This window comes from Exiguobacterium sp. UBA3968, assembly GCF_002385115.1.
Lineage (GTDB): Bacteria > Bacillota > Bacilli > Exiguobacteriales > Exiguobacteriaceae > Exiguobacterium_A.
Genome location: NZ_DGCW01000005.1, coordinates 873200 through 888442, shown reverse-complemented (window position 1 = coordinate 888442; position 15243 = coordinate 873200). Strand labels below are relative to the sequence as shown.

Genomic DNA, 15243 nt, shown 5'->3' with positions numbered 1-15243 from the left:
TCCACTACTACTATAGCAAGAAAGGAGTCCGGATATGCTGCAATTTCAACTCAATGAAAATGAAGACGGACAAGATTGGATCAGACAACAGGTGCGACGCTATAACGTCGAGACTTCGCCGTTTCATGCCATAAAACGGTCAAATGGAACACAAGCCGTCACTCTACTTGCGAAGCGAAACGATCAACCGATCGGTGGCATCACAGGAGATGCGTATTGGGGCTGGTTACATATTGAATGGTTCTTTGTCGTCAAGGAGGAGCGGGGAAGTGGACTCGGCACGACGTTATTTCATCGATTGGAAACATGGGCACGAGAAGCAGGAATCGACCGAATCCGTGTCGAGACCTTTTCATTTCAAGCGCTCTCGTTTTATGAACGAAAGGGATTCATCGAAGTCGGGCGAATCGATGATTATCCACCGGGTGCTAGCTATCACCTGCTCGTCAAGCAGGTCGACCGATGAAACGCCAACTTCTTTTTATCTTAGTTATTGGATTAGTACTCGGAGCATTGACGGGGATGTACCAGCGTCCAGAGACCCCTTCCTTCACTGCAAAAACGGTCACGAAGTTATATAAACAAATGACGAACACGTCGATCGAATCGCGTGATGTCTACTTCGTCGAACGATTGTCTGAACATTATGCCGTCGCATATCTTGAAGCGAAACATGATCGCTTGTTTCTGCTCCTGCAACAAACCGATGAGGCACAACGAATCGATCGAATCATTCGCACCAAGCAGACGACGGAGGCGGATTGGTTCGAGGGACGGTTACTTGCGACACCGGAAGGTCGGTATCTCGTCGCCTACGGCATGAATGGCTCAAAACAAATGAAAACGATTCGGTTCGAGCCGTATAAGATGACGGCTGATGGGGAAGTACCATTACGTCCGATGCAGCGCTCGTTAACCGTCGCGGGTCAGGAACGTTTCCATACCATCCAACCGTTACCGGATGCCTTCCCGCATTCGCTCTACTTCGAAATGATCGCGACGCGTATGGATGGAAAAGAGACGATCCAACGCTTGACGTCATTAAGCGAAAACGCATCTGCGTTTTCTATGACCCGTGACTTTTAGTATACTGAAGACGAAAAAAAGGGGGAAAAGAACATGTGGATCGTCATGAATCAGCTACACGTCGTGAAGGGCGCAGCAGATCAAGTCGCAGCGCGTTTTAAGACGACGAAGGGAATCGAACGGATGGAGGGGTTCCACCGGATGCAAGTCCTCGTCGATATTAGTCAGGAAGAAGAAGACATCGTCACGATCATGACGACATGGTCGAATCAAGCGGCGTTTCATGCATGGCAGGAGAGTCAAGCGTATAAAGGGGTTCACCATAAACGAGATAACGGAACGTCCGAAGTCAAACCGCTCGTGACGTCGAATACCGTCACGGAATATGCGATCGTCGCCGACCATAGCGCTGCAACCGAATAAACACAAGACCCCTGAGAGGATTCTTCTCGGGGGTCTTGTGTGTAATAATACATTAGATTTTTTTACCGTAATCTGGGTATATTCTAACAAACTAGATGAAACGAGGTGGCATCGCATGGTCTATCGTAAACCTGTCGTCTCTAGCCTATCCGTCCTCGGTGGTATGATCCTGCTCTTCGGTTTCTTGACGAGCGGTGGCTTCATTTATCTCTACTTCTTCGTCTTACTGTTTGCTTGCGTCTCCTTCTTACGTGAACCGTTGACACGTAAAGAGTGGTTGCGAGAGGGGATCGCCTTCATCTGCTGGTATTCCTTGATTTATTTACTGCAGCACTTCGTCTTCATGACATAAGTCATTTTTCATACTGCTCGAATAAAGGGAGGATGATGTCACGACCCGTTGCTGATAAGTGGATCGACACGTCACGTTTCGGATCCTTTAAGTAGATGTCAGTCTTTTTGACGCGTTTATCAAGATAGACTTCGTACTGTTGACCAGTCACGCCTTTTCGGAACGTCAAGTATTTCCACTTCGCCCTCTTGCCCCGCACATCAGCCTGTTCACTCGTCTTGATCGCTTTTTTTAATTTCCCGGATTCATCACTTGTCATCATGATCATGTTTTCCCAATCAATATCTTTTTCCGAAAAATGATTTCCTCGATCATCTTCTTCAAAACGGATATGCGAAAACTGTTTTTGATGGAACAGTGTCTCGTTTTGGTTTTCCGCAACGTCGTCGTCTGTTGTTCGATCCGGTCCTTGGACTTGGAGTTCAGTCGGTTGTTGCATCGTATGGCGAATCGATAATTGGTAGCGGAATTCGCGTCCGTTTTTCTCCGTTGCGATGACCGTTCCATAATGTTCCGGCGTGCCGTCACCCGGAACGAATCGGACCTTTCCTGGTTGTTTCATTGAATGGATCGGGTGTTCCGCACGGCGTCCACCATACAACTGCGGTATACGAACCGAAACGTCGTATGTCGAATCGTATTGTTGATTGTAGACGAGATAGAGATTGACATCACGGGTGAACGGTGTCAAAGAATTCGCGTATGCGAAAGTCGTCGTCCGTGCATCTTTTTTTGTGACATCCGTTGCCTCGATGACGAGGTAACCTGATCCTGGAAGTTCTAATTTTCGAGCAGAATGGTCTGCGATCTTCTCATCAGGATTGAACCAGTCGTCTTTTTTTAATACAACAGGCTTCATGCTAAAGTTCTTCCGTTGTGGAGTCAGAGTAGTCTTCTTGAAGATGTCTTCTTTCTTTGGTAACGGATAATACCCATCTTTAGACGATGTCTGACAATATAAATACGTCTTTTTCCCAGCTTTCACGTAACGAACGGTTTGACTATCATAATCTTCGAACGGATTCGTCATCATGACGGAATAGATGTTACCGACAGCGTAATTGACGGGCGCATCGCTCGCTTTAGATGCGCATGTTTTTTGGATGACGGTTCGCTCTTTAGCTGACAAAGTGCGAGATTCTTTTTCGTTGAATTGCCCTCCATCATACATTTGTGATAAGTAATCCCATTTAAAATTCGGGGCGTCACTTTGGCAACCGCTTAATGCTAGCGTCGCTCCAAGTGTTAGTCCGATCCAGTAACGTTTATTCATTGTTTGAGCACCTCACTAAGTGCTTCACTTGTCGTACCTGACAGCTTCGCACCTTTCTTTGATCCCGGTTTGACCACATAGATTTCAAGCTTTTTAGCTCGTTTGCGTTCGAATAGTTCGAACGTTTGACTTTTTCCTTTGCGGATCAAGGTCAATTTTTTCTGTTTCAGCTTTGTTCCTTGTGGCTCCATCACATCGGTCTCTTTTAATTCTTGAGCCATTTTTTTTGCTAGTTTATCCGGAATGGCCGAGATGAATTTAAAATCGTTATCGACGAGCTGCTTTGGTGAGTCGTGAATGTAACCGACATATGTGGTTGGTGATGCATCAAGAAAGCCATATTTGTAATTCGCAGGTTTTTTGTAGGTCTGATTGAGACGCATATATAGCGATGTTTCTTGAACGATTTTGCCTCCTTCTTTCTTCCAAACAGTCGCAAAAGGAACCGTCTGTCCCACTGAAAGCGTATCAGGAAGTTGTTTTCGCTTGATTTGATACGATTGCCCCATTACATGGTCTTGAATGACGGATGGAATTCCGATACGATCACCACTGGTCATGAGTTCGATCGATGTGTGCTGCAAACCACTATTCGGAATGACACGAAAAGCTAAATTCAATTCGGAACCGGCTCGGGACTCGGTCGTCTCAAAGAGTGTTTGTTCTTTATCCTTATTTTTGTCTTTCATGAAGAGAACGAATTGTCCTTCCGATGGTAAGGACAATTGATACGATGGGAAAAGGTAACGACCAAGTCCTTTCGTGTCTTTACTTTCTTCATTTTCTTGTTTTTGTTGATCCATCACTTCTTTTGGGACAGGTTTAAAGCGAACGTCTGTCGATTTATCTTTAAGCGGTTGGTTCGACCAATCGACGAATGGGTAATCACTGCGCTTGATTTGGTGGATCGCATAATCCGCGTGGCGAATCGGCTGACACGCCAGATAGTCCTTTTTTTCGTCTGACAGGAAACGGACGTGTTGGAACTCGCGCCCTTGGACACTCGGAGGCAGGAAGTATAAATCAAATCCTTCGTGTTGCACATATCGATCAGGTAAGTGCTTCATGTCTGGTTTTTGCTGACAAGCCTTCAACAAAGCCGCCGTTTGTTTTTTCGGGAGATCCGGTATCTCTTGACCATCAAAGGTAGTCGAGATACCGCCCCAGTAATTAGCATCATATGTAAGATCTAAGTATTGTTCTTTTCCGCATCCGGCAAGAAGAACTGCTCCTGCGAGAATACCAGTATGTATATAGCGTCTCATGAAAAACCTCCTCTATACGATTGTCTGTATTTTACCATATTTTCTATAATAGACAGAATTTTCTATAACGTTTCAACATCAAGATGTTTGACATCCCTCGACTCGGGAATAATAGATGCATGCATGGTCAATCTATTACTATGGGGGTTTTATGATGGGTACATTCATTCAAGCAGTTGATGGCACGAAGATTTACGTTGAGGATGTCGGATCGGGTCAACCGGTCGTCTTTTTACACGGCTGGCCAGCAAACAACAACATGTTCGAGTATCAAAAGAATCTGCTCGTCGAAGAAGGGTACCGTTACGTTGGAATCGATTATCGTGGTTATGGCAAATCAGATGCGCCGGCAACGGGATATGACTATAAGACGATGGCGTCCGACGTTAACGAAGTCATCGAACAGCTGAAATTAACGAATGTCACGTTGCTCGGCTTCTCGATGGGAGGAGGAATCGCCTTGTCCTATCTCTTGCAATACGGGGACTCAAAAGTCAGTAAACTTGTTCTCGCTGGAGCTGCGGCACCTGTCTTTACACAACGCGACGGCTATCCATACGGAATGACGAAAGAAGAAGTCGATGCTTTGATTGCCGATACGAAACAGGATCGTCCGTCGATGCTCAAAGGATTCGGTGAAATCTTCTTTGCGAAGGAACATCCAGAACCGCTGCAACAATGGTTCCATGGTCTTAGCATCGCCGCTTCATCCCACGGAACGATTCAGTCAGCAATCGCCTTGCGTGACGAAGACTTACGTGGAAAACTCGAAAACATCAAAGTCGATACGTTAATCATCCACGGTAAAAAAGACCAAGTCTGTCCGTTCGAGTTTGCGGAAGAGATGCAAAAAGAAATCCCACATGCACGACTCGAAGTCTTCGAAGAGAGTGGTCACGGGATGTTGCTTGACGAACAAGAGAAGTTCAACGAGACATTACTGACGTACGTTAAAGGAAATCAAACCGTCTAATTTAACAAGCCATGGACACTCGTCCATGGCTTGTTTTTGTGTACAGAAAAAGCGTGCGCCGGCGCACGCTTTTAAGAGCGATACTTCCGCATGAACCGTTGATCGATCCAGCGCTTCAGGTACCAACCGAACGGGTGAGTCGAATAATGACGACCATATAGGGAAACGGCATGACGCGGTCCCATCGATAAAATCGTCAAATAATTCGTTTGCGGACGATAAGTTTGCAGTGCTTCTTCCTGGAGGTATCGTAAAAGGTTCGTAAGCAAAATTGGCGCTTGTCGGACAGCTGTGACACCATTCTTCGGAATGTCGGGGTAGGCGACGAGGGTCGCCGCGTCACCCGCAGCAAACAAACTTGGATGATCGAGCGCTTGTAACTGTTCATTGACGAGTAAAAATCCGTCTTCCGTGAAGAGATTGCTGTCTGCAAACAATGCCGGAGCTTTGGCACCCGTCAAGCGGACGATTGCATCTGACTCGATTGGTGGGTGTTGCGTAAAGCGGAGTGGTAGTTCGTCATCTATAGGACGTTCCCGGATCCAGTACACTTCGAGTTCTTTTAACCGTCTCGTAATGGCTTCCGCTGCTGGATGACGAGAAAGGATATCTGGATCCGTGATCAATGTGATCGGTACACCCGCCGCTTTCAAGGACGCCGCCATCTCGACGGCAGCTGCTCCGCTCCCAATCACGACCGGACGCTTTGCTTGTTGCAGTCGCTTTAATGTATCCGGTAACCGGTAGTTCGGTTTAATCGATAATCGCGTCGTATCTTCCGACCAGTCGAATGAACCGATATTCGTTGAGACGACGTCATAGGTGTAACGTCTGCCGGATGCACCGAAGACGACCTTTTCAACAGGGTCGACTTTGATGACGGTCTCCTTGATGAATGGTTTATCATAGGCACGACATAAGGCGGCGACGTCAATACGCATCTCATCCATGTCGTATGTTCCGTCAGCAAGTCCAGAGTACATGCCCGAGTAATATTGGTACGTCGAGGCGTTCAGGACCAGCCACTCGACGTCTTCTGTTGGTCCGTGTGTAATGCAATGCAGGTGAGCGTGACCTGCACCAATCAAGAGGATACGTTTCATGTCGTTCTCCTTCAATCTGTCTTGCTAGAGTGTACCCGGATACGGGTGGCGGTAATCATAGCCAAAAGACAAGACTGATGAATAGGAGGATGATCACGAGATAAATAATATCCTGACGCTGAACGACCGGTACCTCGTAATACGTTCGCTCTGCTGAAAAGTGACGGGCTTCGAGAGCAATCGCCATCCGTTCTGCCCGCTGGATCGATCGTGAGAAGAGCGGTAAGCCAATTGAAAGAAATCCATCACCAGGAAAGCGACTGTGCACATTGCGAATCATCCGGACTTGCCGCAAAACGCGGACTTCTTCGACCAGTTGCGGCAGAAAGCGAATCCCGGCAAGGAATCCGTAAGCAAAGCGGGGTGATAACTTCGCCTGATGGATCAAGCTCATTACGAAACGGGTCGCGTCGGTCGTCGTGACGAAAGCGAGGCTCAAGCAGACGAACGTGGCCATCCGCAAGGCAAGTAACCAGCCGTGCGCGACGCTTTCCGACGTGACATGAAACCAACCAAACGACCAAAGAGTATTCGTTCCTTTGCCGAAAGCCGCCATCATCCAGAACGTCAATAAGAATAATAGACTATACGGCGCAAGTCGCTTCAAGAAATCAAAAGGACCCCATCCGGAGAGGAGTAGCATTGCGATAGCAAAACTCAGAAATACTAACGTTTTGACCCAGTCATTCGTTGCAATCAAGGCAAACATGATCAAAAACAATCCGCCTCCCTTAATGACGGGATTGAGTTTAGCGAACGGGGACAAGTTCGTTTGCATCACGTTTCACCTCCTGGAATTGGTACGAAAGTGGACGTTGTAGCTGACAGCGCTCGAGTAATGGAACGTCAGCGAATAACTCGCTTGGGCGACCGTCAAAAGCAATCCGTCCTTGCTCCATGACGAGGACACGATCCGCATACCGGGCGACGAGCTCCATATCATGCGTCGCCATGACGAGTGTCGTACCGTTCTGTTGTTCCATCTGTAACTGTTCCATTAAGCGTCGTGTCGTCAATCCATCTTGTCCGAAGGTCGGTTCATCGAGCAACAATAAGTCTTTCGTTTGTCCGAGCATCGTTGCGACGCTGAGCCGTCGTTGTTGCCCCGTACTAAGAGCAAGTGGTGACTGCTGTTTGACAGATGTCAGTTCCAGCCGTTCGAGCAACGCCGCGCGCTTAACGTTCGTCGCTGCCCGGTGGCTCCAGTCGATTTCCGCTTCGACCGTCAGCTTAAGAAACTGCAGATCCGGTTGTTGAAAGACATAGCCAACGTGCTCATAAAAGCGACGCCGGGAGTAACGATGAACCGGACGTCCCTGGAGCTGATACGTTCCACGATTGGGAAGCAACCGCCCGAGTGTCGCAAGCAATGTACTTTTCCCGGATCCATTTGCCCCAAGCAGCATCACCCATTCTCCTGTCTGCAGGGAAAATGTCGCATCGGTCAGCGGATATGGTGCTTTCGTCGATAATGCAGCGACGTGTAACAAAGAGCGACCAGCTGTAGCGTCGGGGGAAGGCACATGAAGTCGCGCCGCTTGCGGTCCATCTATGGGTAATGTCTCTAACGTATACGGATACAAAGAGGGAACGGCAATACCTTTCGTTTGAAGCTCTTTGTAATCCTGGGGGAACAGATCCCGTGGATCTGCTGTCGCAGTAATCGATCCGTCCTCAAGCAAGACGACCTGGTCGACGTACGACAAACAGACATCGAGTTGGTGTTCGATCAAGACGATCGTTAAATCGTGTTCTTTTTGAATCCGAAAAATCAACGCCATCAGCTCATGTTGTCCGATTGGATCAATCTGAGCCGTTGGTTCATCGAGTAATAAGATCGTCGGCTCAAGTGCTAGGACCGCTGCGAGCGCGAGACGCTGTTTCATTCCACCGGATAGACTCGCGATCGGTGTCGAGAAGGGGAGGGGGAGACCGACGAGTGCGAGTAAGCGTTCAATTCGTTCATCCATCTCCACGCGCGGAATCGAGCGATTTTCTAAACTAAAAGCGATTTCGCGTCCGATCGTCTCCATGCAGAACTGTTCTTCTGGATTTTGAAACAAGATTCCGACCGAACCGGACCGGGTAACGGTACCAGTCTGTTCGACTTCAATCGTTTCCGGTGTCAGTCCGGCAAGGGCATGAAGTAATGTCGTCTTGCCACTCCCACTTCGTCCGAGCAGAAGGGTCGTCCCTTGCTCAATCGTCAGCGATACATGATTGAGCACCGATTTCATCTGACCGGGATAGCGGATGCTGAGGTCGTCGACAGTAATCATGCGATTTCTCGTTTCGTACGTCCTGCCGCAAACCCGTTCAAGACACCAGTCGCAACAAGGCGACGGACGAGAATGGCTGCAAGCAAGCCACCGAGTAATGCGCCGCTGATCAATTGTAAGCCAGTTGTCGCAAGCAACGTCGTCGTTGTGTAGTAACCGAATCCGTTCGCGATTAGACTATAAACGATGCTACCAATCGCGGCTCCGACACCCGATAACATCAAGGTCCATGTGTCATAACGACGGTAACGCGTCATCGCGAAGACGAGTTCCGCACCAAGTCCTTGGCAGACTCCGATCAGAAGAGCGGATAAACCAAAATGACTTCCCGTGAACAGTTCGACGGCTGCCGCGACGACTTCCGCAATTAAAGCGGCACCTGGCTTTTGAATGATTGCTGCGACGAGCGGACTCGCAATGATCCAAATGCCAAACATCCAGTTGGCACCGACAGGACCGAAGATCGCTGAGATCGGCAACCAGAGTGTTGACCAACCAAGATAGATGACGCCGCAAGCGACGGCGAGCATCATCATGACCATGATTTCTTTCATTTTCCAGTGTTGCATTAGATACGTCCTCCTTTGAATGGGGGAGACGCCAAAAAAGACCGCCCTCCGTAAAAAAGAGAGCGGTCCTCAGAAAAACTGCGCGCAGCAGGAGTCATTGGATGTGATCGCTCCACTTTCCTACGCTAGTATGAACTAGATCAGGTTCGAAGGGTCCGAAGTGAATCGTCTCAGCCAATTGGGCTCCCCTAGTGGATATGGTAATAGGTGATACGCTGTTCACTTTAGGCAATCCAGCGTCTGTTGTCAAGACACAAAAAAACGATACGCCGCAAAGGGCGTATCGTTAAACGACTTATTTATTGTCTTCGTTCTCTTCAGCTGTTTCTTCTGAAGACGCTTCTGTTGCTTCCGCTTCGTTGTCTTCGCCAGCTTCTGCTTGTGCCTCTGCTTCCTCGATTTCTTCAAGATCCTGCTCGAGTGTCGATTCGACGACAGCTGCGACTTGAATATCGCCTTCTGTAACGATGCGGAAATCTTTTTGTTCTGGAAGATCGGCTACAGAAATCGAATCGCCGATTTCGAGGTTCGTGACGTCGACTTCGACGTTCTCTGGTAATTTATCTGGTGTAGCGGCGACTGTTACTTTAAAGAGTGTTTGTGATAGGAAGCCACCAACTTTTGCACCGGCTGCTTCGCCAACGAGTACAACGTCTGCTTCGACTTCTGTTTCTTCATCCATTTTCACGGCGATGAATTCAACGTGATCGACTGTTGGTGTGAAGACATCCATATCACGGCAATTGATCAAGACGTTAATATTTTTGCCGTCGAGTTTGAGTGAAATCAAGACGTTTTCACCGTTTTCTCGGACGATTTTAAGCAATTCTTTTTCTTCAAATGCGATTGGTGTACTTTCCACTTTGTAACCATACACGACGCCAAGAGCTTTTCCTTCATGACGCAATTGTTTACGGAGTGAGCGTGGACGTACCTCGCGTTTTTCGGCTGTTAAATTAACTGACATGTTCATTTCCCCCTTGAATTTGGTATAGCCCTCAAAAGGTAATGAATGTAGGAGCAGGACGAATCCTGAACAATATGAATCATGCTAAGACAATCGGTTTCAGACTCTCATGAATCTGACGCTTTCGTGACTTTGCATTTCTCTCCCAGGTCATTACGCTGATATTGAGAAACATGTGTGAGTAAGTCACCGGTTTGATGCGGTGCTAATGAGTTTATACCCCTATGTTTTAAATCCATAAACCTCTTTTTTTATCTTTTTGAAGTCGAAAGACCTCCAAACCGCTTGAAATCAGGGGTTGAGAGGTCTTTCGTTTTTTTCATTCTTTATGATGATTCGTTGATTTTCACGAACTAAAACACGAACGAGGCGTTCAATTTGCCGCATCGTCGTCTGTCCCATCGTCGAAATTTGCAGCCACTGATTGTAAACGAGATAGTCGCTTTCGTACTGGACGTGATACCCCTGAATGCGCAGAGCGTCGCCTAAATCAGTTGCGGACGGATGAACGATCGTCAGTATTCCCGGCGCTTGTGCTTCTTGTTGTGCGAGGAGTTGGAATCCAGTTGCGCGGACGGCTTGTTCGAGATAGGTCATCTTGATTGCTGCTTGATTAAGATCGAGGGCATCAAGCGCTGCCTGACAGGCAAGCAACAGGTTCGACGAGCCGGAAAAGGCAACCCCTTCCGCATAGAGTCCTAAATCCAGATAACGGGGAATACAGAGAGAAGGTAGGACGCGATCTGCGTGACCAATGAACGCAAGACCCGGTAAACCACCAATCGCTTTCCCGGAAACAGTCGTGACGAAAGTGCAGCCATCGTATGAGAAATGTCCGGTTCCAACAGCGCTGATCGCATCGACGACGAGTGCGGTTCGTTGATCTAACAGCACTTTTACTGCATCAAGATCATAGAGAACACCCGTTGACGTCTCACAATGCGTCAACCAGATCCAGTTGTATGCCGTTTGCCTCAATTGATGAGCGAGTTGCTTCAAGTCGATCGGGTGACCGGGGGGAAGCGTATGGACATCAAAGGACTTGCCGGCACGTGCCGCGTGATCAATCAAGCGTTGACCGAACTCGCCGCCGTTCAGGATCAATCCATGTCCAGTGAGTTGTTGCGCGACAATATCATTGGCGAGCGTACCGCTGCCGACGGCCATCGAGACATGTGGCAAATCCAGCAACTGACACATTCGGCCACGTAAATCTTGATCGAGCTGCCGCATCGAGGCCGTCCGGTGTGGACGCGGTGCTTGTTGCGCCGCTTGACGGACCGTCGGCGCAACCTCGACCGGACCGGCTAGAAAATGCAGGGGACGTAAGACATCCGCGATGACGGATCGTTCGTATGTTGCGCGCGACAACAACATCGGTACAAACTGGGCGTCACCACTACCAAGCGTAGCTGCAATCGGTGTGAAGCCGAACCGCGCGTATAGTTTTGCTTCCCGCGTCGTACCACTGATATAAACATGATCAATCGTCTCCCGCTCGAGGTAGACCATTAAAAAGCGCATCAATTGCATGAACGTACGACTATTGCGGTATTCGGGACGAACGCTAAGTAAGCGGATTTCCGCTGGGTCCGTCAGTGTCTCTTCTAGCGTCACGCCCTTTTCCTCAAGCGAAAAGGGACGATGCTTTCGAATGGCGATCATCGCGACGAGTCGATCGTCTTCCTTACCGATCAAGTAAGTGTTCTGATCATGAAACCGGTCAATTCGTTTCCGTTCGATGTTCGGTTGATGTTGCGGAATCTCTTCTGTAAAGGTGAGGTAGTTCAATTCATGGATTGCTTCCGCGTCGTCCGCAGTTGCAATGGAAAAGTCGATCATGGAGACGTCCTCCTTATGTAATGGCTGGCTTGTGGAGTGCATCATGAGCCCACAGGACAAGTAGACTTACGGCAACGGTACACAAGATATTGACTGACCCTGCGTCTAAGAAGACGGGTAGTAACGGAAGTAAAACGACCGGAATAAGTCCCGCTTTGACACTATCTTTCGTTACGAGATAAGACAAACCGAGTATACCTAATCCGGCAAGATATGCCCATGGCGTGATAGCGAAGACGATTCCGGAAAATACAGCGTACCCTTTACCGCCGCGTCGTGGGTGAAACAACGGAAACAAGTGACCGATGAGCACGGCGAGGGCGACCGGATAAAACGTGTCAGTGATCTGCAACGCAAAGACTGTCTTCGTGGCATCAAACAGATAAACGAATAAAAAAGCCGGAAGCCCACCGGCACGATGGGCATTGCGGGCACCGATGTTTCCGGAACCGACCTGTGCCAAATCGGTACGACTAATGTACTTAAAGAGCGTACCACCTAAAATGCTACCGATGAGATAACCAAGCAGGAGATCAAGGATCACCGTTGTTCCTCCTTTGTCGTTACGAGATGAACGAGTTCCTTGACGGTCAAGGCGTCACTGTCTGGAGCCGTCAGGACGGCATCGACCATTTTGGCTTTTCGATCTTGTAATTCCGTCATCTTCTCTTCGATCGTTCCGCGTGTCAGCAATTTGATGACCGTCACGTCAGACTGTTGTCCAAGCCGATGGGCGCGATCAGCTGCCTGTTGTTCGACGGCCGGATTCCACCAGCTGTCAAACAGGATGACGGTATCAGCGGAGGCGAGGTTGAGTCCCGTTCCGCCAGCTTTCAGCGAAATCAAGAAGAGATCGACTTCACCGTCATTGAACCGGTCGCATAACGCGACCCGGTCTTCGAGCGGTGTCTCACCCGTCAATAGGAAGTGGGGGAGGTGACGTTGCGCGAGATCCGAACGAATGCGCTCGAGCATTTGCGTATACTGTGAGAAGATCAAGATCCGTTTTCCGGCTGCTCGTTTTTCTGCAATCAGTGAGAGCAGACGCGTTCGTTTCGTTGCTTCCCCTGTGTACCCCTCGACGAATAATCCCGGATCGTTGCAAATTTGCCGCAACCGCGTTAAGCCCGCCAGTAACTTCAAACGATCTTCACGTTTCGTTTCGTCTAAATGCTGCAGCGTCTCGAGTTGCAATTTGGCGAGATACGACGCATATAACCGTTTTTGATTCGGTCCGAGCTCGACATAATGATGCTCGATCTGCTTCTTTGGTAAGTCCTGTAAGACATTATTTTTCTCACGCCGTAATAAAAATGGTTGAATGAATTGTTGCATGTCATCAAACGACCATTTCTCAAACGTCGCTAAATCCGGCAGTAATTCCGGAAACAAGACATGGAAAATCGACCAGATATCGCGCGGTCGATTCTCAAGTGGAGTTCCCGTCAAGGCGAACCGGCGTTTTGCTTGCAGATGTCGCAGTTGACTGACCGTTTGTGACTGCGGATTCTTCAAGTGCTGTGCTTCATCAAAGAAAACGACGTCATATACAGGGTGGCGACGGACGTCGGTCCGAAGCGTCGTGTAGGAGACGATCGTCACTGTGTTTTCAGCCAAGTACTCCAGTTCGGAAAGTCGGCTAGTTTGAGAACCCGTCACGACATGAACCGGTCGACCGGGTAAAAAGCGCTTCAGTTCCGCCTCCCAGTTGCGGAGCAGTGATGCTGGTGCGACGATCAGTGCACGACTATCCGAAATCGTTGCTATATAACCAATCGCTTGAATTGTCTTTCCAAGCCCCATCTCATCGGCCAAGATGCCGTGACATCGGTGCGCGTCCAAATTCTTTAGAAATTGAATGCCCGTCCGTTGATACGGATAGAGTTGTGACTCTAATGAATTCGGCAAGTCGAGCCGGAATCCTTGTCCGGATTTCAATTCGAACCATTTCTCGAGCAAATCGGCATGGAGATGCAGGATGGAGGCACCGATCAGATGCTTCATGTTCCGGACGGCAGGTAAGACGAGTCGCCCGTCGTGTAAGTCGCGTTCACTCGCTTCCATCTGGGCGAGAACCCGTTGCAACTGCTGAAAGGCCCGTGTCTCTAAAGATACGAACTGTCCGGATTTCAAGCGATGATAGCGTTTTTGTAAGACGAGCGACTTCAGGACACGTTTCAGCTCGTCTTCTGGAATTCCGTCCATCGAAAAGTTGAATACGAGCCAGTCGAGGCGGTCTGTCACGTCGACTTCGATCCGCGGATGAAAGGGTCCTTTTGGTAACGTCGTTCGGATGGCTTGCGTTGCAAATAACTCCAGTTGACCGAGCGCAACCCGTTCGTCAAGCAGACTCCGCAAAAAAGCATACTGCGCGGCGTCACTGGTGATGACATAGTGCGAATTCGATGGTGTCGCTTGGAATTCACGTAAATAGCGTAAGACACTTTGCTCCGTTACTTGATCCCGTCCAGCATAAATCGTCTCGTCGAGTGGATTCAGCTGAATCCCTTGATAATCAAACGACACGCGGACTTCAACTTTCTGAGCCGTTCGATCGAGATGGAGCTTAGCGATCGGTGTACCGGAAACGATCCGTTCCTGTAAATCAGGACTGAACGAAACATCCGCAACCCGCTGCAAATACTCTGTCTGTCCAAGCAAACGATCGAAGTAGGGCAGGGACAGTTGATGCTGCTGTTTATCCGTCAATCGTTTGAGCGTCACGACGGGTCCAGTCAGTTCGAAATGAATCGTCACCCGACGATCAGGTGTGAGACTGCGTAAATAGTTGCGCGCGCCTGCGTCGTCGACTTGAATTGCCGTAAAAGGGCGGATTTGCGGCGAGAGCGGTGTTGGTGTGCCGTGTGCCTGCACATGATGCATCGCCAGCAAAACAGCGACGATGTGTCCACAAAATGACGTATCCATCGCAAGCGACGGACAGTTACAGCCAGCGTCGACGCCGTGCGCCTTGACGCGGACCGTCACCGTGAATCGTTCCTCACCGTCTACGCTCGCTTCAATTAGCTCGTCACCCATCCGGTAATTGTGTAACGTGACCTTTCGGGCAGCGACATACTTCTTTCCCCGTCGAAAGGCATAGGCATCAGACATCTGTTTGATTTTACGTTCACTGAGTCCGTAATTCATGAAATCCCTCCTTTAGTTAAC

Annotated in this window: 15 protein-coding genes and 1 riboswitch; of the genes, 5 read left to right on the top strand and 10 right to left on the bottom strand. The window is 49.0% G+C overall.

Annotation, left to right across the window (positions count from 1 at the left end; all coding sequences use genetic code 11):
* Positions 1-34: 34 nt before the first annotated feature.
* From B3S86_RS06335 to B3S86_RS06320, 4 genes are all read left to right on the top strand, one after another.
* A complete protein-coding gene (locus tag B3S86_RS06335) occupies positions 35-466 on the top strand; it encodes a GNAT family N-acetyltransferase (protein WP_290750498.1) in 432 nt (143 codons plus the stop codon).
* Positions 463-1086 (top strand): hypothetical protein, encoded by a 624-nt coding sequence (locus tag B3S86_RS06330; protein WP_056061491.1) that lies wholly within the window; start codon positions 463-465, stop codon positions 1084-1086. The genes B3S86_RS06335 and B3S86_RS06330 overlap by 4 nt, the downstream gene beginning before the upstream one ends.
* A 33-nt stretch (positions 1087-1119) precedes the next feature.
* Positions 1120-1449, top strand: a complete 330-nt coding sequence (locus B3S86_RS06325) for an antibiotic biosynthesis monooxygenase (RefSeq protein WP_035407890.1) — start codon at positions 1120-1122, stop codon at positions 1447-1449.
* A gap of 115 nt (positions 1450-1564) precedes the next feature.
* A complete protein-coding gene (locus tag B3S86_RS06320) occupies positions 1565-1801 on the top strand; it encodes a hypothetical protein (RefSeq protein ID WP_290750491.1) in 237 nt (78 codons plus the stop codon).
* Position 1802: 1 nt separating this feature from the next.
* On the opposite strand, the gene B3S86_RS06315 is transcribed toward B3S86_RS06320, so the two are convergent.
* Both B3S86_RS06315 and B3S86_RS06310 read right to left on the bottom strand, forming a co-directional pair.
* Positions 1803-3074 carry a hypothetical protein gene (locus B3S86_RS06315; RefSeq protein WP_290750488.1) on the bottom strand — a complete coding sequence of 424 codons (1272 nt, stop codon included), beginning with the start codon at positions 3072-3074 and terminating at the stop codon, positions 1803-1805.
* On the bottom strand, positions 3071-4339 hold the full coding sequence (locus tag B3S86_RS06310) for a hypothetical protein (protein ID WP_290750485.1): 1269 nt from the start codon (positions 4337-4339) through the stop codon (positions 3071-3073). Before B3S86_RS06310 ends, B3S86_RS06315 begins: the two co-directional genes overlap by 4 nt.
* Before the next feature lie 154 nt (positions 4340-4493).
* On the opposite strand from B3S86_RS06310, the gene B3S86_RS06305 reads away from it, so the two are divergent.
* A complete protein-coding gene (locus B3S86_RS06305; protein WP_290750481.1) occupies positions 4494-5312 on the top strand; it encodes an alpha/beta fold hydrolase in 819 nt (272 codons plus the stop codon).
* Between the two features lie 71 nt (positions 5313-5383).
* On the opposite strand, the gene B3S86_RS06300 is transcribed toward B3S86_RS06305, so the two are convergent.
* From B3S86_RS06300 to B3S86_RS06265, 8 genes are all read right to left on the bottom strand, one after another.
* Complete coding sequence (locus B3S86_RS06300) at positions 5384-6415, bottom strand: NAD(P)/FAD-dependent oxidoreductase (RefSeq protein WP_290750475.1); 1032 nt, start codon at positions 6413-6415, stop codon at positions 5384-5386.
* A gap of 55 nt (positions 6416-6470) precedes the next feature.
* Positions 6471-7193, bottom strand: coding sequence for an energy-coupling factor transporter transmembrane component T family protein (locus B3S86_RS06295; protein WP_290750471.1), 723 nt, complete (start codon positions 7191-7193; stop codon positions 6471-6473).
* A complete protein-coding gene (locus B3S86_RS06290) occupies positions 7165-8694 on the bottom strand; it encodes an ABC transporter ATP-binding protein (protein WP_290750468.1) in 1530 nt (509 codons plus the stop codon). Before B3S86_RS06290 ends, B3S86_RS06295 begins: the two co-directional genes overlap by 29 nt.
* Positions 8691-9263, bottom strand: coding sequence for an ECF transporter S component (locus tag B3S86_RS06285; RefSeq protein ID WP_290750465.1), 573 nt, complete (start codon positions 9261-9263; stop codon positions 8691-8693). The genes B3S86_RS06290 and B3S86_RS06285 overlap by 4 nt, the downstream gene beginning before the upstream one ends.
* 100 nt (positions 9264-9363) lie before the next feature.
* Positions 9364-9463: riboswitch (TPP riboswitch) on the bottom strand.
* 95 nt (positions 9464-9558) lie between these two features.
* Positions 9559-10230: a 50S ribosomal protein L25/general stress protein Ctc gene (locus tag B3S86_RS06280; RefSeq protein ID WP_290750462.1), complete on the bottom strand. Its 672-nt coding sequence runs from the start codon at positions 10228-10230 to the stop codon at positions 9559-9561.
* A gap of 291 nt (positions 10231-10521) precedes the next feature.
* A complete protein-coding gene (locus B3S86_RS06275; RefSeq protein ID WP_056061463.1) occupies positions 10522-12072 on the bottom strand; it encodes a GNAT family N-acetyltransferase in 1551 nt (516 codons plus the stop codon).
* Positions 12073-12085: 13 nt separating this feature from the next.
* Complete coding sequence (locus B3S86_RS06270; RefSeq protein ID WP_290750455.1) at positions 12086-12616, bottom strand: glycerol-3-phosphate acyltransferase; 531 nt, start codon at positions 12614-12616, stop codon at positions 12086-12088.
* The gene (locus B3S86_RS06265) at positions 12613-15222 is read right to left on the bottom strand and encodes a DEAD/DEAH box helicase (RefSeq protein ID WP_290750451.1); all 2610 of its coding nucleotides are present in this window, start codon (positions 15220-15222) and stop codon (positions 12613-12615) included. The genes B3S86_RS06270 and B3S86_RS06265 overlap by 4 nt, the downstream gene beginning before the upstream one ends.
* Positions 15223-15243: the final 21 nt, after the last annotated feature.

Excerpts from the sequence above, each read along its gene's own strand:
- B3S86_RS06285 (WP_290750465.1), bottom strand. The coding sequence starts at position 9,263 with ATGCAACACTGGAAAATGAAAGAAATCATGGTCATGATGATGCTCGCC.
- B3S86_RS06335 (WP_290750498.1), top strand. The coding sequence starts at position 35 with ATGCTGCAATTTCAACTCAATGAAAATGAAGACGGACAAGATTGGATC.
- B3S86_RS06330 (WP_056061491.1), top strand. The coding sequence starts at position 463 with ATGAAACGCCAACTTCTTTTTATCTTAGTTATTGGATTAGTACTCGGA.
- B3S86_RS06320 (WP_290750491.1), top strand. The coding sequence starts at position 1,565 with ATGGTCTATCGTAAACCTGTCGTCTCTAGCCTATCCGTCCTCGGTGGT.
- B3S86_RS06280 (WP_290750462.1), bottom strand. The coding sequence starts at position 10,230 with ATGTCAGTTAATTTAACAGCCGAAAAACGCGAGGTACGTCCACGCTCA.
- B3S86_RS06265 (WP_290750451.1), bottom strand. The coding sequence starts at position 15,222 with ATGAATTACGGACTCAGTGAACGTAAAATCAAACAGATGTCTGATGCC.
- B3S86_RS06275 (WP_056061463.1), bottom strand. The coding sequence starts at position 12,072 with ATGATCGACTTTTCCATTGCAACTGCGGACGACGCGGAAGCAATCCAT.
- B3S86_RS06290 (WP_290750468.1), bottom strand. The coding sequence starts at position 8,694 with ATGATTACTGTCGACGACCTCAGCATCCGCTATCCCGGTCAGATGAAA.
- B3S86_RS06300 (WP_290750475.1), bottom strand. The coding sequence starts at position 6,415 with ATGAAACGTATCCTCTTGATTGGTGCAGGTCACGCTCACCTGCATTGC.
- B3S86_RS06315 (WP_290750488.1), bottom strand. The coding sequence starts at position 3,074 with ATGAATAAACGTTACTGGATCGGACTAACACTTGGAGCGACGCTAGCA.
- B3S86_RS06295 (WP_290750471.1), bottom strand. The coding sequence starts at position 7,193 with ATGCAAACGAACTTGTCCCCGTTCGCTAAACTCAATCCCGTCATTAAG.
- B3S86_RS06305 (WP_290750481.1), top strand. The coding sequence starts at position 4,494 with ATGGGTACATTCATTCAAGCAGTTGATGGCACGAAGATTTACGTTGAG.
- B3S86_RS06310 (WP_290750485.1), bottom strand. The coding sequence starts at position 4,339 with ATGAGACGCTATATACATACTGGTATTCTCGCAGGAGCAGTTCTTCTT.
- B3S86_RS06325 (WP_035407890.1), top strand. The coding sequence starts at position 1,120 with ATGTGGATCGTCATGAATCAGCTACACGTCGTGAAGGGCGCAGCAGAT.